This is a genomic window from uncultured Cyclobacterium sp., assembly GCF_963977555.1.
Lineage (GTDB): Bacteria > Bacteroidota > Bacteroidia > Cytophagales > Cyclobacteriaceae > Cyclobacterium.
Map to the genome: position 1 here is coordinate 106,006 of NZ_CAXBPD010000006.1, position 18,823 is coordinate 124,828.

The 18,823-nt window shown below is 38.9% G+C and carries 16 protein-coding genes; 5 read left to right on the forward strand and 11 right to left on the reverse strand.

Translation table 11 applies throughout. The features are described from left to right. Positions 1 to 130 precede the first annotated feature (130 nt). From AAC073_RS09080 to AAC073_RS09090, 3 genes are all read right to left on the reverse strand, one after another. A complete protein-coding gene (locus tag AAC073_RS09080) occupies positions 131 to 1,075 on the reverse strand; it encodes a ThuA domain-containing protein (protein ID WP_339923540.1) in 945 nt (314 codons plus the stop codon). A gap of 463 nt (positions 1,076 to 1,538) precedes the next feature. Further along, positions 1,539 to 2,444: a hypothetical protein gene (locus AAC073_RS09085; RefSeq protein WP_339923541.1), complete on the reverse strand. Its 906-nt coding sequence runs from the start codon at positions 2,442 to 2,444 to the stop codon at positions 1,539 to 1,541. 213 nt (positions 2,445 to 2,657) lie between these two features. Further along, a complete protein-coding gene (locus AAC073_RS09090; protein ID WP_339923542.1) occupies positions 2,658 to 2,939 on the reverse strand; it encodes a YciI-like protein in 282 nt (93 codons plus the stop codon). 459 nt (positions 2,940 to 3,398) lie between these two features. Between AAC073_RS09090 and AAC073_RS09095 the strand changes: the two genes are divergently transcribed. After that, complete coding sequence (locus tag AAC073_RS09095; protein ID WP_339923543.1) at positions 3,399 to 4,268, forward strand: hypothetical protein; 870 nt, start codon at positions 3,399 to 3,401, stop codon at positions 4,266 to 4,268. Continuing rightward, positions 4,261 to 5,817 (forward strand): serine protease, encoded by a 1,557-nt coding sequence (locus AAC073_RS09100; RefSeq protein ID WP_339923544.1) that lies wholly within the window; start codon positions 4,261 to 4,263, stop codon positions 5,815 to 5,817. The genes AAC073_RS09095 and AAC073_RS09100 overlap by 8 nt, the downstream gene beginning before the upstream one ends. A gap of 72 nt (positions 5,818 to 5,889) precedes the next feature. Here AAC073_RS09100 and AAC073_RS09105 read toward each other — a convergent pair whose 3' ends face one another. The 8 genes from AAC073_RS09105 to rpmB all read right to left on the reverse strand — a co-directional run bounded on the left by AAC073_RS09105 (position 5,890) and on the right by rpmB (position 15,235). Beyond that, positions 5,890 to 7,236, reverse strand: a complete 1,347-nt coding sequence (locus tag AAC073_RS09105) for a M28 family metallopeptidase (RefSeq protein ID WP_339923545.1) — start codon at positions 7,234 to 7,236, stop codon at positions 5,890 to 5,892. Between the two features lie 130 nt (positions 7,237 to 7,366). Beyond that, positions 7,367 to 8,254 (reverse strand): dienelactone hydrolase family protein, encoded by an 888-nt coding sequence (locus tag AAC073_RS09110; RefSeq protein ID WP_339923546.1) that lies wholly within the window; start codon positions 8,252 to 8,254, stop codon positions 7,367 to 7,369. Between the two features lie 375 nt (positions 8,255 to 8,629). After that, the gene (locus AAC073_RS09115; RefSeq protein WP_339923547.1) at positions 8,630 to 9,511 is read right to left on the reverse strand and encodes a cation diffusion facilitator family transporter; all 882 of its coding nucleotides are present in this window, start codon (positions 9,509 to 9,511) and stop codon (positions 8,630 to 8,632) included. A gap of 269 nt (positions 9,512 to 9,780) precedes the next feature. Beyond that, positions 9,781 to 13,281, reverse strand: coding sequence for a sulfatase-like hydrolase/transferase (locus tag AAC073_RS09120; RefSeq protein ID WP_339923548.1), 3,501 nt, complete (start codon positions 13,279 to 13,281; stop codon positions 9,781 to 9,783). Between the two features lie 263 nt (positions 13,282 to 13,544). Next, complete coding sequence (ftsY, locus tag AAC073_RS09125) at positions 13,545 to 14,501, reverse strand: signal recognition particle-docking protein FtsY (RefSeq protein WP_339923549.1); 957 nt, start codon at positions 14,499 to 14,501, stop codon at positions 13,545 to 13,547. A 90-nt stretch (positions 14,502 to 14,591) separates the two neighbouring features. Further along, positions 14,592 to 14,744 (reverse strand): DUF4295 domain-containing protein, encoded by a 153-nt coding sequence (locus AAC073_RS09130; protein WP_020888572.1) that lies wholly within the window; start codon positions 14,742 to 14,744, stop codon positions 14,592 to 14,594. A gap of 31 nt (positions 14,745 to 14,775) precedes the next feature. Beyond that, on the reverse strand, positions 14,776 to 14,958 hold the full coding sequence (gene rpmG, locus AAC073_RS09135) for a 50S ribosomal protein L33 (RefSeq protein ID WP_014020702.1): 183 nt from the start codon (positions 14,956 to 14,958) through the stop codon (positions 14,776 to 14,778). Positions 14,959 to 14,992: 34 nt separating this feature from the next. Next, positions 14,993 to 15,235: a 50S ribosomal protein L28 gene (gene rpmB, locus AAC073_RS09140; RefSeq protein ID WP_014020701.1), complete on the reverse strand. Its 243-nt coding sequence runs from the start codon at positions 15,233 to 15,235 to the stop codon at positions 14,993 to 14,995. 223 nt (positions 15,236 to 15,458) lie between these two features. Between rpmB and rocD the strand changes: the two genes are divergently transcribed. From rocD to hemB, 3 genes are all read left to right on the forward strand, one after another. Beyond that, entirely contained in the window at positions 15,459 to 16,748 is a 1,290-nt protein-coding gene (gene rocD, locus AAC073_RS09145) for an ornithine--oxo-acid transaminase (protein WP_339923550.1), read from the forward strand. Next, positions 16,745 to 17,401 (forward strand): HAD family phosphatase, encoded by a 657-nt coding sequence (locus tag AAC073_RS09150; protein ID WP_339923551.1) that lies wholly within the window; start codon positions 16,745 to 16,747, stop codon positions 17,399 to 17,401. The genes rocD and AAC073_RS09150 overlap by 4 nt, the downstream gene beginning before the upstream one ends. An 82-nt stretch (positions 17,402 to 17,483) precedes the next feature. Then, positions 17,484 to 18,452, forward strand: coding sequence for a porphobilinogen synthase (gene hemB / locus AAC073_RS09155; RefSeq protein ID WP_339923552.1), 969 nt, complete (start codon positions 17,484 to 17,486; stop codon positions 18,450 to 18,452). The last annotated feature ends 371 nt before the right edge of the window (positions 18,453 to 18,823 follow it).

An 18,823-nucleotide genomic window follows, 5' to 3' on the forward strand; every position in this document is an offset into this window, starting at 1 on the left:
TGAAGTTAAACGAAAAAAATTTTATTTTTTCAATAGATTCCTGTAACAGCTAAATTCACCTCCGGAAAATTGCAATAAATTAAACCCTAGCCCAAGAAGTGATGGGGAATTATTTCTTCCAATATAATTTTCAGAAGGTAAATGGCCTGGATATGGATTTGTCTTTTGTAGGAAAATCACGAGGAATAGGCAAAGTCACCTCCCCCGTTGCTGCCCATTCCACACCTCTGGTAAAGGAACTTATAAAGCCAACTCCTTCAAGCGACTCCTGATCATGACCTAAGGTAGTATGAAAAACTTTTCCTTTGCCATAATCTATTACCATAAAAACTGGTTCATGCCTACCATCCCTGTTTTTATAGGTCAAATCTTCGCCGGTAGCGAGAATGGTCATGTTTTTGGCTGGTCCTCTTAAGCGTGCATAACACTCGTCCCTGGCAGACAGCCAAGTATCAGGCATTCCCGCGGTGATTGGATGATTTTCATTTCGGATATTGATTGTAAAGCTGTTTCTTGCCCCATGAGCACCTGCAGCTCCAGGGCTATTATCCCTGACCAATTTTCCTTGGGCATCGTAATAAACATAAGGACCGTCTTTTTCATTTCGACCTCCCCAGCCTCCAATTCCAATCATTTCGTTATAAGCCAACCATTCAGGAAAAGAATTGTCTGCGGCATGAACACTTACAAATCCACCACCTGAACGAATAAACTTCTCGAACTTTTCCATAGTTTTCTCAGGCCATGGAGCAGCTTTCCACCCAAAATTAGAAACGATAACGTCATAAGCTTTGAAATTTGGGCTAAAATCCGGATCAGATTTCGGCTCTTTTAAATCTTCCGTTTGCCCTGCACCAGCCATGCTTAAGAAGGCTTTGTTTTCAGCTCCATTCCAAGTGTATTTTGTTCGCTCAATCGTCACTTGAAAAAGACCTGTTTCTTCCAGCTGACTTTTCATCATTAAGCTTGTTTTAGGCCAATCAGTATGATTATTTTGACCATCTATTATAAGGACTTTGATTTTATCTTTTTCAGGGGTTGAATGGGTGTATTGAGTCAGGATGGTCAATACCATTAAAAATAAAGTTTTCAAGAACATAACTATAATATGATTGTTTAGGTTATAATACCGACCCCTAAAGTCGGAATGAATCAATGTTTACATTGGTCTTTCAATGGCCCATTAGGTACAGGCTTTTATCAAATCAGGCCTTAATATATCATTTCACCTTTCCATTTTATGGTCTATTGTCAAACTTCCCAATAGGATCAGGACTTTCCAAGGACATGCTAAGGAATCCAATTTACTAATCTAAAAAATTTTTAATAAATAACAGTCACTTCGACAAAAAGGAGGCTGAAATACAAGAATGATATTGCAATTCACTTTTAGTAAATAGTAAAAAAATACGACTACGGGGTTTTATTTTAAATCACCTATTTAAAAACAAAAGTATCTCTTTTTAAAAATCCGATGAAACAGTTCACTTTTTTTCCGTTTGTAAAATTAGCTCAATTCTTAAATTCAAGTGTTTAGGCTATTTTATGGTAATCCCCTCTTTAAGTTCACTCACCTCTTTTTTCAATATCATTAACTCCTGTATTTTCTCCTCTTGAAGTAAAATATAGCGCGTAAGCTCCTCGATTTTCTCTAGCAACTTGGTGTTTATCTCACCTAAATTAAGGCCTTCCTTTTTCACTTCCTCCTCATCAGGAATACCTGGTAAATGCCCATTTTCCTTAATAAATAACGCTAACTCATTGAGGTCCATTAGTGGATAATCAGCATCGAAAACATAATCAGCCCATCCATCCATGGTAATGTTTACTTCCTTTGCTTGAACCTTCCCATTCACTAAAATCCCTCCACTATTAAATTCAGCCTGTAAATTATTATTAGAATAACCTCTAATAACCCAGCTGATTTTGGAACCGTCATTTCCAAATTGACGAATGTATTGCCCATTCTTATTTGAATTGATTTCTGTATAGTCAAATTGGGTGCCAATAAATTTCCCAGACCCTGCTACTGTCAGTTTATGACTAATGTCCTCCGTGCCTACACCAGCTCCTTTTGGCGAAATAGAAAAGATTGGGGTCGTAGAACCTCCATAATAAAAACTGCTTCCACCTTGATCGTACCATACCTGGTTAAAAGCCCTTGAACCTCCTCCCCATTTCCTGTACCTGGTTTTTAACCCGAAATCATTTGGACCTAATGCAACACCTCTTGAATCAGCATTACTACCTTGAATAAATTGGGCAAACTCATCTCCCCTTATATTTAATATTCCTCTCAATATAGTTTCTCCCTCAACATCTAATTCCACTGCTGGCTTCAAGGTCCCAATTCCTATATTCCCACTTGCCCCAATTTTATTCGTGGATTGACAAATTCCATACCCACTAATCAGTACCAATGCAAAAACTAAAGAATACCTCATCCTAAAATTAAATTAGATCATTACAAAATATTTAACATAAAAAAAACAGTTAAAATAGCACGACCATCAACACTAGAAAATCCGGTCAAAAAAAATCAATAGCAGATGAATATATAAAATTATTTAAAAAATTCAAAGACTTATTGTCTATTTAGATGATTTACCTAAAAGATGAACTCCTTTAATACAATCAAGTTAATAATATAAACTGGATTACACCACGCCTACCACTACGCTCCAGTCCCTGATCTCCCAACTTTCTACAAGGCCATTTTTCACATAAGGATCTTCTTTAACAAATGCTTCAACATCATTCACCATTTCAGATCTGAAAATTAAAACTGCTTTGTCTGCAGGTCTTGAAAGTGCCCCTCCCATCAATAAAAGGCCTTTTTTATAATAATCATCCGCAAGTAACAGGTGTTCTTCCCTATAGTCGCCTCGTCTATCCATGTAATCATGAGTCAATAAATAAGTTAACATATAATATTTCATAGCCTTATTGTTTTACTATTTATGATAAATTACTTATAAAAAATAAACATATATCGGTTTGTGTTTAATTTACTGAATAGCGTTAATATAGTTTCGGTCATTAATAAAGTTAATAATTGCATTTGCTCATTTTTTTGTTAAAACACCATACATTACTACCGGCAAAACCTAAACTTCCTATCAACTTATTATAGTTTATACCATACACCTCGATATTATTTAAGATCAAAATTATGAGTATAACCAAGCCACAACCTTTTTTCGTTATTTTCTTTTTCTGTCAAACTAAAAGGAAAACCACAACGAGATAGATTCATCTCTACCTGAAAATCAAATACTAAAACCTAGAAATAACAAAATAAAAGCTCAAAATAACTTCAATCCTATATTTTTCATTAAATTGTAATAGCTTAAACCACATTTTCTACCAAATCCAACCTCAAATAAAATGTTTAAGGAATGGAAGAGAAAGATTCATCCACAACCAATTCTTCAAAAAGCCATTTAAAGGATTTGATACCAGATGGGAAAACCAATCAAAATCCGAGCCGATTTCAAGGATATGCCGCAATTTTCAATGGTTTGGGCATTGGCCTGTTTTTGGGATTACTTCTAGGCTTATCTGTATCTCCTGTAGTAAGCGGGGTGATTGGAACCATTACCTCCTTGTTAGCCATTTTAGTAGGATTAAATGAGAAATTCCTGAATCCGATTAAAAGTCTACGAATAGGTTCCTTTGGCTTGTTCTCTGTAGTTGGTATTTTAATAGGCCTATATATCCGCGCCAATGATCCATTTGCGCCCAGCCTGTCTGATAAGATGAAAATTTATACAGATATTGGGTATTCTGAAATAGAAGCCAGACGCTTTGTAACTGGGTTTATCCAAGCCGACTCCACGATTTCTAAAAGGCAGGCAAATGTACTATACAGTGCGGAGTTTGAAGTTAAAGCTTGTGATTTTCTGGAATATGCAACACCGGAAACGCCAGCCTCAGAAATCTATAATACCTTCAACACAGCTGGAGGAATATGGGCCCAACTTTCTTCTTTTTTCGAAAAAGACCTCTCAGATAATATTGGAGCTGAAGCACTTTTAATCCTTAGAGATGGTTTTTGCGGAAATAACGAAAAGGGCGGAGTAATCATCACGGCTGAGGGAGAAATCGCCCAACTTAATCAACAGAGCAGTTTGGAAGAAATGACAATTGCCTTTGAAAACACCAATGCTCCCTGGCCAGAAATACTAAAAAAAATAAAAACCCAATTTAACCCTGATCAAAGGGAAATGGTAATGCATTCGCTGATTAAAATTTTCAACCATGAATAAATTGTATTGGTGCATCATCCTATCCTTCATGCTTTTCTATAAAGCAGCTGCCAGGCAATTTAATCCTGACAATGTGAAAAATTCATTGGTTAAAGTTGTAGTTTCTACAAACAATAATGCCTCAAATGCATTAACAGGTTTTGTTTGGAAAACACCAAATCAGGTTGTCACCTCGCTTCACGGGATGAGCAGAACAGGTGATATACGCATTTTGTACCAAGGACAAGCATGGAGAAAAGCCAAAATAAAAAAAGTGCTACAGAAAGCAGATCTTGTACTTTTGGAATTGTTAGACGGGGAATCTGCTCCACCTACAACTGTTACACCTATTAACCAATTTAATCCTTCAAAGATAAAATTTGGAACAGATGTCTTTGCCCTGGGTTATAACGGAGGTGCCACTGGGAGTTCCTCAAGGCAAATGAAAAAGGGTTATGTAGACCCTGAAAAGTTGAGCCATTTAATTCCCAAAAAAGACAAAGACGCTCTGGCAAAAATTGGTTTTCCCGCCCTAGATCTTAATATCCTCTACCTCGAAGGAAGCTTGTTGCCTGGGTTTTCAGGTGCTCCGGTATTTGACCCACAAAGCAAACTTATCGGAATAGGAGATGGGGGACTCGAGAAAGGAGCCAGTAATGTAAGTTGGATTATACCGGCGAGCTATTTATTAGAATTGGAGCAGTCAAATGACACATCGCTACCAAATGGCTTTGAGAATCTTACCCAACTTTTCTCTGCTGCTGCGGTAATTGAATCTCCCGGAACTGGCCCAGCCTCTTTGGAATCCGAAAAATTAATTTTGTCTGAATCTGGTCTCAAATCATCAAGCGCTGCTCCCGTTAAAGCCATTGGTTTTGAGTTTTACCCTACAAAAAACAGGTCCTTGACTGATATGATCGAAACTTCCGACGATCCAGAAAATTTATTGAAGCTTTCTGACGAATTTGAGCTGGACATGAACATACAACTGGACTATGATGCAATGCGCTTTGATATCTACGAAGACATTAGTAATGGGGTGGTAGTAGCTGTTCCAGAGGAAATGGTGCTTAGTTACAATCCTGCGGAAGAAGCCTTTCAAGTTATTAATCCTGACAATAATGACATGCAGCTGTATTTTTATGGAGTACAGAATGATTTTTCTCAGACAAATTTTGAAGACCTTTTGGTTTCAGTAGGTGAAATCATAAATCAAAATTTTGCTATGCGGTATGGCGTTAGCGGATTCACCATCGATACTGATTATTCTGTATGGAACGAATACCAGGCTGGTCGAAAAGTTGCATGGATATTGTCCCTGGGAAATGAATACCTCATGGGGCAGGACGGTTTGCAATACGGGCTCTATGTATACATGACTATTCTGATGACTGAAGAAAAAACTTTTATGGCAATCGCTACCATCCCCGTACCGGTAGAAATGGTAGCACTAGCTATTTCCACTGGTATAGACTGCAATAACCCTGGAATTTTCGCAGAATACTGTGACTATTTCAACAAGATGTTTAAAACCTTCTCAGCAGCACATTTGGTGAATTTTGCTTATTGAAAACCTGCTTTTTAATGAGGAACGCTTATTTTAAATTAAAATGTATTTACTAACATTATTGCCCCTTCTCTTCTAACGGATAGGGATAGGAAATACTGGCATACTTTCTTCGCCCTCATTACTTACTGCCTGAACAGCAAAAAAGTAATTGTCCTTTGAATAAGGTATTTCAATAGTAGTGTCCTTAGTGTAAATCTTCTTTTCCCACATGGATGAACTGGTTTCCCTCATTAGCACGTAGTAGCCTTCTGCTTCACCAAATGCTGGGGCCACCCAGGTTAATTGGGAATTATTAGTGAGTTCACTAATCAAAATCCCCACCTCTCTGGGAACAGATGGGGCCCTAGCTAAGCTAGCCAAGACCACTAGATTTGCTGCCGTATTTTTTCTCAGGTATTCGAAATCAATGTGTTCGACCTTATCTCCATAGGCTATCCCCTTTTCTACTCTAATATCCTGATGCTGTTGGATATAATTTTCATTCATCTCGCAGAGGCGTACCGCTGCAAAACCTTTTCTGGAAAAAGGCGTATGATCTCCACCCCGCAAAAAGCGATCGTTCCGATACAGCAGTTTTATTTCAAGGTGATCCACATAACGTTCACCCACCTCTTTAATGTACCTGGCTAGTTGCCTTGACTTGCTATCATTTTCAGCGCTTGTTTGCCTTCTTAAGGTGGCCATCTCATCAGTTTCAAATAGTGGAACGCCTTCACTAAACACCCTAAGTTTGGTATTGTCCCGTAACTCCGTGCCACTAGACCTGCTGTTTCCTATCATGTCATTGTTTATCATGGCGACAAGGTTCCAGTTTTCGGCTTTTGCTTTCTTGGCCAAGTGAGTAGCACCAATTAACCCTTGCTCCTCCCCAGATACAGCAACAAAAACGATGGTGGCTGGAAAAGGACGGCTTGACATGATTCTAACCATCTCTATCAAGGCAACAACCCCTGAACCATCATCATTGGCTCCTGGGGCATCGCTTTCGGAGTTCATAATGTCAGAAACCCTGCTATCAATGTGCCCACTCACCACAAAAACCCTATCATCTTTTGGGTCAGTCCCTTTGAGTGTTGCCATTACATTACCCATCCTAGTTTCCTGTGTTATTCTTTTACCATCAGGGGCAACGGTGAAATAATCTATTTTTGAAGAAAGTCTACCACCTGCTAGCGGTTCAAATGAGCGAAATTTTGTCAATACATATTGCCTAGCTGCTTCTATTCCTCTCCCCTGCGAATCCTGGCTTAGTGAATGTCGGGTACCAAATGCCACCAGTCCTTGCAGGTATTCCTTCAGACTATCTTGTGAAACCTGATTGGCCATGCTAAGAACCTCTGGATTCCGTTGGATGGTAGTTATCTGAGAAAAACATGTAGATGACCAGATAAAAAATAATACGAAATATTTAATTCTCATTGAATTGAAGTATTTATTTTTAAATAATAAAAGCCTACCCTATACTTGGTTACAGGATTCAAATAACTATAACTTTAAACCTTTTATAAAAAGGAAATAAAACAGTTTTTGGAGCACAATAGTACGTAACTCAGGTCAAATGCTCTTTGAAAAATTCAATGGTCCTACCCCATGCTAATTTTGCTGCCGCTTCGTCATAGCGTGGTGTAGAATGATTGTGGAAACCATGATTTACTTCAGGATACATATAAGCTGTATAGGTTTTGTCATTCGCCTTTAATGCTTGCTCATAATCAGGCCAACCGGCATTCACTCTGGTATCAAGCCCTGCGAAATGCAATTGCAAAGGAGCATTTATTTTTGCAGTTTCTTCTGCTGTTGGTTGACCGCCATAAAAAGGAACAGCAGCAGAAAGATCCGGAACCCTCACTGCCATCATATTAGAGACCCATCCCCCAAAGCAAAACCCAACTACCCCTACTTTTCCTGTGCATTCCTCGTGGGCTTTCAGTGTCTCAAATCCAGCGATAAAATCCTGCAGCATTTCTTCTCTATCTCTTTTGCCCTGCATCGTTCTACCCTCATCATCTGTACCAGGGTAGCCACCCATTGGCGACAAAGCATCAGGTGCTAAAGCTATAAAACCATCCAAAGCAGCCTGCCGTGCGGTGTCTTCAATATATGGATTTAGCCCCCTGTTTTCGTGAACCACCACTATTCCTGGTAATTTTCCGGACGCCTCTTTGGGTCGAACAAGCAAGCCTTTCATTGTGCCTGCCCCATTTGGTGAATTATAAGTGATCGTCTCTTCGACTAGACGAGGATCGGCCTCAGAAAATCGGCTTGTTTTAGCATAATTCGGCATTAAGAACCCCATTATTGCAGCAACGGTTAGTCCTCCAACTGCAAATTTGGAAAGTCGATTAACAAATTCTCTTCGTTCTATCCTACTGTGTGCATAGTCATCATATAGGTCAAAAACTTCTTGGTCAAGGTCTTCTTTTTTTAGGGATTTCATGGCTTTATTTCTTTAGGTTATCATTTAATAGCGAAAGGTGGATTGAGGTTGTCCATTGATAAATGCTTAATCATCCATTGGTATAATTTTTAGGCTGGACAATAGCAGTGACGTCACTTACTATAAAATATTAGGGTTCAAATTTGACAGTTTGTCAAGCATCTATTAACTTTTTTTAAGCAATAAGATTCAATATAGCAAATATTACAGATAATTATTTCTTTTCACCTGCCCTATAACGCTTTAACATTTCACTAAATTATAAGTTACGATTACCGATGCAGGTCAGAATAAAGCTAAACTTAATAATAAAAATAGAAAGTGGACAAACAGCTTAAAAATGGCACTACAGCAGCGATAAAGACAAGATGCGTTTTAGTCTGAATCTAAGTCACAATTTTCAGTATTCAATTCGGTCTCTATAGTGAAATGTTTGAAATGGTATTTTTTCAAAAGGGCTTTCGCCTCATTTTTCACATCCAAGATATTTCCAAAAGAAGTAATACGTTCAAGTTTCAAATGAGTAGAAAAAACATGGTGCTCCCCTTCCAAGGACCAAATATGAGTATGATGTAACGACTGGACGTGGTCTATGGCAAGCAATTCTTTTTCGATTTTCACTAAATCGATTTCCTTTGGTACCCCTTGCAAAAACAGATACAAAGTTTCCTTTAACCTCCTAACCACGCCCCAAAGAATATAGGCTGTAAGGAGCAATGAAAGGGCTGGATCCAGATAAGGAATACCCTTAAAATTTAATACAATGGCTACAATCATTACTGCAACCCAACCTAAAACATCTTCAAGTAGGTGCCAGGAAACCACTTTCTCATTCAGCGATATTCCACCGCTCATTTTCCAGGCGGCATAACCATTTACAAGAATGCCAATAACTGCAAAATAAAACATACCTTTGGCATCGGTTTGCTCAGGATTCAACAAACGGGCAAAAGCTTCACTAATTACATATATCGACCCTCCAATCAATACAATGCTGTTAATGAGGGCTCCTAAAAGTGAAAACCTAGAGTAACCAAAAGAGAATTTTTTATCTGATTCCTGCTTTGATTTTTTATCCAAATACCATGCAGATCCAAGTGCAAGACTATCTCCCAAGTCATGGACCGCATCAGAAATAATTGCGATACTGTTCACGTAAAGGCCTCCAAAAAATTCTAATATGGTAAAACCTAAATTTAGAAAAAAGGCTATTTTAAGGTTTTTTCCTGATTGATGGTGGTGATGATGAGCTGCCATGATTAGTCTATATCAAACAAAAAAAGATCCGAGATTGAGCTCAATTTACTCCAAATAAGTTGAAAATTAAATTAGGGTAAGGTGATTTTAGATTGCTCTACACAGTATTGACTCAAGCATTCCACAAATAAGTCCAAAAGTTACATCCGCCTATTCGCAATTAAACCATAGACGCTATAGGTCGATTTCTTTCTGAAGTAACCAAAAAAATTGCTTAGTTGTAATTACAACACTTCCTGATAGAAGCCAGGAAGTGTTGTAAATCTTTCTTAAAATGAATTCACCTGCAATTCAATTTCATTTTTCCCGGGTGAAAGCCGTATAGATCCAAAACGCGTATTGACCTTTTCGCCATTTAGAGAGATCGCATCATTGGCATTGTATTTAAGAATTAACTCGGCAGAAACATTGGCAGGCAATTCAAAAACATAACGTTGCAACCGGTTATTGACCTTATTATAGGAAGCTTTAACTTTTCCCGTAATGAATGGGACAGTTATTTCTGTCGCCGTCAAACTTCCCAATTGGGGTTTGATTTGCAATAAGGCTGCCCCCGGTGATTTGGGCTCAATACCCCACATTTTACGTGCAACTATATTTCCTGGTACGGCGCCCCATGCATGGTTCCAATCTGAGTTAGGCTTGTACTTCATGTCCCATGCCTCTAAAGTAACCGTAGACCCGATGGCAATCATGTTCCACCAACTACGATCATGAGTAGCTCTCATCAGCTCAAGCGCATAATCCGCTTCTCCTGCATTGTACAAACCATCCATTAGGTATTGAGAACCGTAAACACTACAAGCCATGCCTCTTGATTTAATAAAGTCGACGACTGAACCAACATTTTCTTCCGGCACCATGTTAAAAGCCAAAGGCATCATATTCGCATGAAGAGAGGAATGCCCTGCCCCTTCACCATCAAGATAAACTCCAGTATCGGGATTCATCAATTTTTCATTGACCGCCTTTTTCACTTTGATGGCCATTAATTCATATTCTCTGGCTTCATCATTCCTATTGAGAAGGCGAGCAAATTCACCCATAATTTCCAAATTTCGGAAGTATAAAGCATTGATCACTGTATTTATCGGCGTGAATACAAAACCATCCCGCTCACCTTCTGCCGTTGCCAACTTCCAACCCGTATCTTTTTGGGCAGGTGGCCAATCAACAATATCTTTCAATTTGACTTCAGGATCCTTAAACCCAAGTTTTTTCATGAATGCTGGAGTAGCATTAGCTGAGCTTACTAACCCATCTTCTCTTGCCAATTCCATCAGTGTTTTATGCTTTAACTCATCATAATACTTTTCTATAAGTTCTGTATTACCTGTATACCTATAATCCTCATAAAACATTAAAGCCACGTGCAATTGCCACTCCGTTGGCCAGGTAGGGTTTTCCATGAAGTATTCGATTGTCCTTCTAGCAATTGGGTACTCCCAGTCCACCGCATAGTGACTAAGCTGATTGATATAGGCATCCGCTTCATAGGGAATCCTTTCTCGGTCACCATCTACATAAATGCCTGCGAAAGAAGTAGCCTTCATGGAGTATTTACAAAGGTCCCATACCTGATTCAAAATCGTATCTGAACTGCTGAAACTACTTTGGCTGTCATCGAAGAAACTAAAATAAGCCTGCTGTGTAGGCATTTGCGGCTTTTTATTGGCAACTATCTCTGCATATCGAAATGGAAGCAATACCGGAAAACTATCAGGAAGGGAAACGGCTGCGGGACCAGTATTTCGTTTGTCTTTCGGCAAATCCAAGAAATATTCCGTTTGATCAGGACTCACGGAAACTTCCACTTCTTCAAACCTAATATTACCCTGAGGGTCTGAATTGATCCTGCCATCTTTAAGTTGTTCACCTATTCTTACTGTGATTGTCTCCTTCTTTGTATTTGGGTAATTAAACGACATGTTTGCAAAAGCAGCTTTGCCAAAATCAACCAACCATGTATTGGTCGCTACTTGCTCTACTGATTTCGGAGAAACCTCTTCCAACTCAAAAATATTGCCCGTAGTAATGTAGTTATCTGTTCCACCTACTTGAAAACTTTGACTGGCTGAATACCTACCTGTTCGGTTGTCTTCATCCCAAATCCTCACTTTCCAGAAATAGGTTTTACCTTCAGAGAGGTCCTGCCCCATATAACCTATATCCGAAACTTTACTGTCAAGCACTTTTCCACTGTTCCAAACATCACCAATATTTCTTTTGCTATTATCAGCTGAACTGCTGACCAAAACCTGGTAAGCAGATTGGAAGTCCAAACCTTCAGGTACCTGCCATCCAAATTCAGGGTTTTTATCAATTATTTGTTGCCCTGAGGGACGCCTTACCATTTCTATGTGCATATTCACTGGTGCAGCTGTACTATTGTCTGAAAACTTGGAAGTCATGGCATCCAATGTTTTGTCAAATTGCGCTACTTTACTAGCATATCGAGGATCCTTGGCCAGGTTATTTATTTCCATCGGATCTTCTGCCAGGTTATACATTTCTGCTATGGACTGGTCATTGATATAACGGAAATATTTCCAGTCTGCAGTCCTGAGTCCTTCGCTAGGTGGTATATTTTCAAAATCCCATAGGTGTTCAATTAAAACCGTATCTCTATCTAATTTTTCTCCTTTGATCACTGGAACTAGGCTTTTACCTTGATAGCCTGCAGGAATATCAACCCCTGCCAAATCCAATATAGTGGATGGGACATCCACATTGGCAGCCATTTCTTTAGAATCAGACTGTTTCTTTAACCTTGGGTCCATTACAATTAAAGGCACCCTGACTGAATTGTCATAAAGTAACCATTTCCCCGCCAGTTGCCGCTCTCCTAAAAAATAACCATTGTCACCCATCAGGATAATGACTGTATTCTTGTCCATCCCTTTATCCTTTAACTGCTTCCTGATTTTGGCGATTTCTAGGTCTATCCCTGAAATCATACGGTAATACCCCTTTACGCTATGCTGATATTTTTCCGGAGTGTCATATCTCCAGGTCCATCGCAATCTATTGAAGCCACTTTTAACCATCTCCGGTTGGGCATCAAAATACTGATCCTCTGAGATTTTTGCTTTGGGAATAGTGATTCCATCCAATAATGGTGCGGTCTCATCCTGCCAGAAATATTGTTTTTCGGCTGAGTCATGCGCATGAGGAGCGCTAAAAGAAAGAGAAAGGCAGAAAGGTTGATCAGCATTTGCCTCCTCAATGAAGTCTAGCGCTTGCTGCCCTGTATAACGTGTTAAGTGTACAGTATCCGCACCTATGGTTTTGTAGTAATAGCCACGGCGGTCTGCAAACTTCCCATTCCTATCGTAAGATTCAAAGGAATCAAACAGTCCATCCAGATCTTTGTGGTTAACCCCAAACTTGCCAAAAAACCCCACATTGTAACCAGCTTCCTTAAGCAATTTGGGGTAGGCAGTTTCCATATACTCGGGTTTAATAGGGCCGGTTTGGAAAGTATATGCGTGACTTCGCTCATATAAACCTGTAAAAATAGTTGCCCGGCTGGCTGCGCAGATAGGAGTAGTCACCAAGGCATTTTGGAAGTAGCTACCTTCCTCAGCCAATTTATCCATTTCAGGTGTATGAATGAGGTCGTTGCCTGCGTAACCTAAAGCATCCCACCTTTGATCATCCGTGAGGATAAATATAATGTTGGGACGTTCCTTTTGAGCTTTACTTAGGAAAGAATTAAAAACATTGATGGCTAGCAAGAGTAGCACAAATCTAGTAGTAAAAGGGTACATGGGATTTAAATTAATGAGTGATAAATGTAATAGTTTTCGATTGAATAGCCATACTGTACTTACCTGCAAGGGGATAAATTTGTGTAAGAACCATCCACTAGGTAATTGACTAAAATTTACTTCAATAGTTTTAAACCAACATAGGGATCTATTGAAGTATTAAGTGCCCCATTACAAATTATCTATCCCAAGGCGCAGGTAGTAACCTTAATTAAACTAACTAAGATTTTTTTTAGGGAAAGACCTTGTATTTAAAAAGTATCCTATTTTTTTTTGAATAAAGAATCCACGAATTCTTTGCTGTTAAAAACTTGCAGGTCGGTCATTTTTTCCCCCACCCCTATGTATTTAACCGGTATTTTAAATTGGTCCGAAATACCAATTACTACACCACCCTTTGCTGTTCCATCTAATTTGGTGATCGCAAGCGCATTAATTTCTGTTGCTCTGGTAAACTCTTTGGCTTGAATGAATGCATTTTGGCCTGTAGAACCATCTAGCACCAATAAAATTTCATGTGGCGCTTCTGGGATGAATTTTTGCATCACCCTTTTGATTTTAGTGAGCTCGTTCATGAGATTGACCTTTGTGTGCAATCGTCCCGCGGTATCTACAATTACCACATCTGCTTTCATTTCCACTGCCTTTTTCACAGTATCAAATGCTACTGAAGCGGGATCGGTATTCATGCCATGAGAAATTACGGGCACATTTACCCGCTCGCCCCACAGAATCAATTGATCTACGGCAGCAGCCCTAAAAGTATCTGCGGCACCAAGCACAACTGACTTACCTGCTTCCTTGAATTGGTGGGCCAATTTACCGATGGTGGTAGTTTTACCCACGCCATTCACACCAACTACCATAATTACATAAGGCTTTTTATCTGTTGGTAGATCGAAACCACCAAGATCCTGGGTATTGTTTTCTTCTAAAAGGCCTGCGATTTCTTCTCTAAGTAAAAGATCAAGTTCTCCGGTGCTGACATATTTATCTCTGGCAACCCGTTCTTCAATTCTTTGAATAATTTTTATCGTAGTATCTACGCCAACATCGGATGTAATGAGAATTTCTTCTAATTCATCTAATATTTCATCGTCAACTTTTGATTTACCTACAATGGCTTTCCCTAGCTTCGAAAACAGGTTTTCACTGGATTTTTCCAGTCCCTTATCTAAACTTTCTTTTTTCTCTTTAGAAAAAAAATCAAATATTCCCATAATTTTTTTAATTCTGAGTCGAATATACGCAAAAATCCCTTTCGATAGGAACCGAAAGGGATAGTAAAAATTTTTGTTTGCCTTGTAACCTTATTTCTTCAGGACTTCCTGAACCATTTGGCTTGGCACCATTTCTTCTTTAAAGGTATAAGCTCCAGTTTTTTCAGATCTAACTGCCTTAATTACCTTGGCATAAGTCACGCCACCTTCTTTTTTCAGTGTTGCTACTACTTTCTTAGCCATAATATTATCGTTTTACCCTTGGGTTGTGTGATTACTTGATTTCCTTGTGAACAGTCACCTTCTTCAAAATAGGATTGAATTTTTTAAGTTCCAACCTTTCTGTAGTGTTTTTTCTATTCTTAGTGGTAATGTACCGGGAAGTCCCAGGCATACCGCTTGTTTTATGTTCAGTGCACTCTAATATCACCTGAACTCTATTACCTTTCTTAGCCATTTCCTTTTATTTTAATATTGGTATGGGGCAAGTCTTATTTAATAATAATCTCCCCTTTTTTCTGCGCTTCTTTTAATACCGCGCTGATTCCTTTTTTATTAATCGTTCTCAATGCTGAGGACGACACTTTCAAAGTGATCCATGCGTCTTCTTCAGGGATATAAAAGCTCTTCTTATGCAGGTTAGGGTAAAATCTACGCTTAGTTTTATTATTGGCGTGTGATACGTTATTTCCTACCTGAGGCCTTTTTCCAGTAATGTCACAAATTTTTGCCATGATATATATGTATCCAGTAATGATTGACTTTTTTCAATTGGGTTTGCAAATATCGGAAGATTTCATTAAATAACAAAAGTGTACCCCATAATTATTTAATAAATCCCTGCACTCCAAGTTTTTGGTTTTGATTCCTGATTCCAAAACCCTTTTATTATATTTGCCAAACAGGGCCAATGCGCTGCAAATATATATTTTTAATGAACCAAAAAAGAGATCCAGAATGAAGGAGATCAGCTCAAGTCAAGAAGCCATACAGCTAGAAAATAAATACGGTGCACACAATTATCACCCATTACCGGTGGTCCTAAAAAAAGGTGAGGGGGTGTACCTATGGGATGTAGAAGGCAAAAGATACTACGATTTTCTATCGGCCTATTCCGCTGTTAATCAAGGGCATTGCCATCCTAAAATAAAAGAAGCCCTTATCGAACAGGCTGGAACGCTGACCTTGACATCAAGGGCTTTTTTCAATGATATTCTAGGGCCTTACGAAAAATACATCACTACCTATTTTGGATTTGATAAGGTACTTCCAATGAACACTGGCGCTGAGGCCGTAGAGACCGCCATTAAGATCGCCAGAAAATGGGGCTACGATAAAAAAGAGGTTCAACCTCATCAAGCAAAAATAATTGTAGCCAAAGAAAATTTTCACGGAAGAACAACAACCATAGTGTCTTTTTCTACAGATGAGGACGCGCGAAACAATTTTGGCCCTTACACACCCGGCTTTATTCAAATACCCTACAACGATATAACTGCGCTAAAAGCGGTGTTGACAAACAACCCTGATTGCGTTGGTTTTTTAGTAGAACCCATTCAAGGAGAAGCAGGTGTAATCACTCCTGATGAACACTATATAAAGGAGGCGAAAAAACTTTGCCAGGAACACAATGTATTGTTAATGGCAGATGAGATTCAAACTGGCATTGCAAGAACTGGTTCTTTATTGGCTGTTTGCGGTAACTGCAGCTGCGAAAGTCATTGTGAAAAACAAGAGACTTACGCAGAACCTGACATCTTGATTTTGGGGAAAGCACTTTCTGGAGGTTTTTTCCCTGTCTCCGCCGTTCTTGCCAATGATGCGATAATGGAAGTGATACACCCTGGACAACATGGTTCCACCTTCGGAGGCAACCCCTTGGGTGCAAAAGTAGCCATTGCGGCTTTAGAAGTGGTGAAAGACGAAAAATTGGCACAGAATGCCAGAAAATTGGGAAAACTATTCAGGGAACGCATGGAACAACTGATCGAAAAAACCAATTTGGTCAAACTAGTGAGAGGCCGAGGCCTTTTAAATGCAATCGTAATCAATGACACTCCTGATAGTAGTACCGCTTGGGATATTTGTGTGGGGCTGAAAGAAAATGGGCTTCTCGCCAAACCTACCCATGGAAACATTATTCGCTTCGCTCCTCCCTTAGTTATGACTGAAGCGGAGTTGCATGACTGTTGTGACATCATTGAAAGAACTATTTTAAATTTTGAAAACCCTGCAAGTCAAAAATGAAAAACCAAGCAGTAATCTTCGACATGGATGGTGTAATCTGTCATACCAACCCGTTCCATTCTAAAGCCTTCAGGGTATTTTTCGGTAAGAGGGGGCTTGACCCCACTGAAGAAGAATTTGAAAAACACATGTACGGCAAAAGCAATAAGTATATTTTCAACCATTTCCTGGGAAGGGAAATCTCTGGAACCGAGTTCAATAACCTGGAAAATGAAAAAGAGGGGCTTTTTAGAGAAATTTATGCCGATCAAATCGTAACGCTTCCTGCATTCCTTCCTTTTTTAAACGAGTTAAAAAATGTTGGTTTCAGAACCGGCGTAGCCACTTCTGCACCAAGAGCCAATCTTGACTTAATTATGGGAGCATTGAAATTCGCACCTAAAATGGAATCCATTTTAGCCAGTGAGAATGTTAAAAACCACAAACCTGACCCGGAAGTTTATCTCACCTCTGCTAAGTTGCTGGATGTAAATCCGGCAAATTGCCTTGTATTCGAGGATTCCTATTCAGGGGTCTCGGCTGCCATCAACGCCGGCATGCAGGTAGTAGGTGTACTCTCCTCACATACAAAAGAAGACCTCCCTCCTTGTCAATTGTATATTAACGACTATTCAGAGATTGATATTCAAACTGTAGAGAAACTTTTACAATAAGTAAAACGTCCTATTTTACCTATTATATAGGAAAGCGATTATTTACACCAATACTATAATACTAAACCTTAAAACAAAAGCCATGTTGAGAAGGCCCAGAAGAAACAGAAAATCTCCAGCCATTCGTGCATTGGTTGAGGAAACCAGATTATCTGTCAAAGATTTTATTCTTCCATTATTTCTAATAGATGGTATCAACCAGAAAGTACCCGTAAATTCTATGCCTGGAATATTTCGGTATTCCTTGGACCAAATGTTAATTGAAATAGAAAGTTGCCTTAAATTAGGCATCACTACCTTTGATATTTTCCCAGCATATACGGAAGACAAAAAAGACCGATGGGCAACAGAAAGCCATCGGGAGGATACGTTTTACTTAAAAGCACTCTTTACTATTAAGCAAACTTTCCCTGAAGCATGCATCATGACCGATGTAGCCATGGACCCCTATAGTATAGATGGGCATGACGGACTCGTTGAGAACGGTAAAATTCTTAATGACGAAACCCTCGAAATTTTAGGCAAAATGACACTTGCTCAGGCCAGGGCTGGAGCGGACATTATCGGTCCATCAGATATGATGGATGGTCGCGTGGGGTATTTGAGAAAAATACTTGACCAAAATGGTTTTCAAGAGGTCTCCATCATGTCCTATACAGCAAAATATGCGAGTGCATTTTACAATCCCTTCCGTGATGCACTGGATTCCGCTCCTAAAGCTGGAGACAAGAAATCCTACCAAATGGATCCCTCAAACAGCCAAGAGGCATTGATCGAAGGGCAACTGGACTTTGATGAGGGAGCAGATTTTTTAATGGTAAAGCCAGCATTGGCCTATCTGGACATTATTAAATTACTGCATGACAAATTCCCCCTTCCTATTGCTGCTTATAATGTAAGTGGGGAATATGCCATGATCAAAGCATCCGCTGCAAACGGGTGGCTGGATGGCGAAAGAGCAATGACAGAGTCCCTTCTTAGCATTAAAAGAGCGGGTGCAAAAATCATATTGACCTACTTCGCTAAAGAATTCGCACTTCTAAATCAGTAACTTTTGTTTAAAAATCATCAACAACTCGGTGTTTTTATTACAAAAAGACTCACAACAACTCGAATTCAATAAATATTAAGCAATTATTTCAGCTTTTTTTAAAAATAAATGAAAATAAATTTAATATTGGAATAATACCAAAATTCCCTATTGACCCAAATTCTATCAAGCCATCACTTATTTAAAATAAGTGATGGCTTTTTTTGTTAATATCAATTTATAAAGGACAAACAAATTAATTATACCATAGAAAAGACCAAAGATCACCAGAAAAGCAGACTTTATCTATTTTATTTATTAAGGTGTTAATACTACCCTTTAATATATTTAAAAACACAATAAATCTATTTTTCAGATATTTTTTACCCTAC

Coding starts and splice junctions, on each gene's coding strand:
- AAC073_RS09080 (WP_339923540.1), bottom strand. CDS start 1,075: ATGGTATTGACCATCCTGACTCAATACACCCATTCAACCCCTGAAAAA.
- AAC073_RS09085 (WP_339923541.1), bottom strand. CDS start 2,444: ATGAGGTATTCTTTAGTTTTTGCATTGGTACTGATTAGTGGGTATGGA.
- AAC073_RS09090 (WP_339923542.1), bottom strand. CDS start 2,939: ATGAAATATTATATGTTAACTTATTTATTGACTCATGATTACATGGAT.
- AAC073_RS09095 (WP_339923543.1), top strand. CDS start 3,399: ATGGAAGAGAAAGATTCATCCACAACCAATTCTTCAAAAAGCCATTTA.
- AAC073_RS09100 (WP_339923544.1), top strand. CDS start 4,261: ATGAATAAATTGTATTGGTGCATCATCCTATCCTTCATGCTTTTCTAT.
- AAC073_RS09105 (WP_339923545.1), bottom strand. CDS start 7,236: ATGAGAATTAAATATTTCGTATTATTTTTTATCTGGTCATCTACATGT.
- AAC073_RS09110 (WP_339923546.1), bottom strand. CDS start 8,254: ATGAAATCCCTAAAAAAAGAAGACCTTGACCAAGAAGTTTTTGACCTA.
- AAC073_RS09115 (WP_339923547.1), bottom strand. CDS start 9,511: ATGGCAGCTCATCATCACCACCATCAATCAGGAAAAAACCTTAAAATA.
- AAC073_RS09120 (WP_339923548.1), bottom strand. CDS start 13,281: ATGTACCCTTTTACTACTAGATTTGTGCTACTCTTGCTAGCCATCAAT.
- ftsY (WP_339923549.1), bottom strand. CDS start 14,501: ATGGGAATATTTGATTTTTTTTCTAAAGAGAAAAAAGAAAGTTTAGAT.
- AAC073_RS09130 (WP_020888572.1), bottom strand. CDS start 14,744: ATGGCTAAGAAAGTAGTAGCAACACTGAAAAAAGAAGGTGGCGTGACT.
- rpmG (WP_014020702.1), bottom strand. CDS start 14,958: ATGGCTAAGAAAGGTAATAGAGTTCAGGTGATATTAGAGTGCACTGAA.
- rpmB (WP_014020701.1), bottom strand. CDS start 15,235: ATGGCAAAAATTTGTGACATTACTGGAAAAAGGCCTCAGGTAGGAAAT.
- rocD (WP_339923550.1), top strand. CDS start 15,459: ATGAAGGAGATCAGCTCAAGTCAAGAAGCCATACAGCTAGAAAATAAA.
- AAC073_RS09150 (WP_339923551.1), top strand. CDS start 16,745: ATGAAAAACCAAGCAGTAATCTTCGACATGGATGGTGTAATCTGTCAT.
- hemB (WP_339923552.1), top strand. CDS start 17,484: ATGTTGAGAAGGCCCAGAAGAAACAGAAAATCTCCAGCCATTCGTGCA.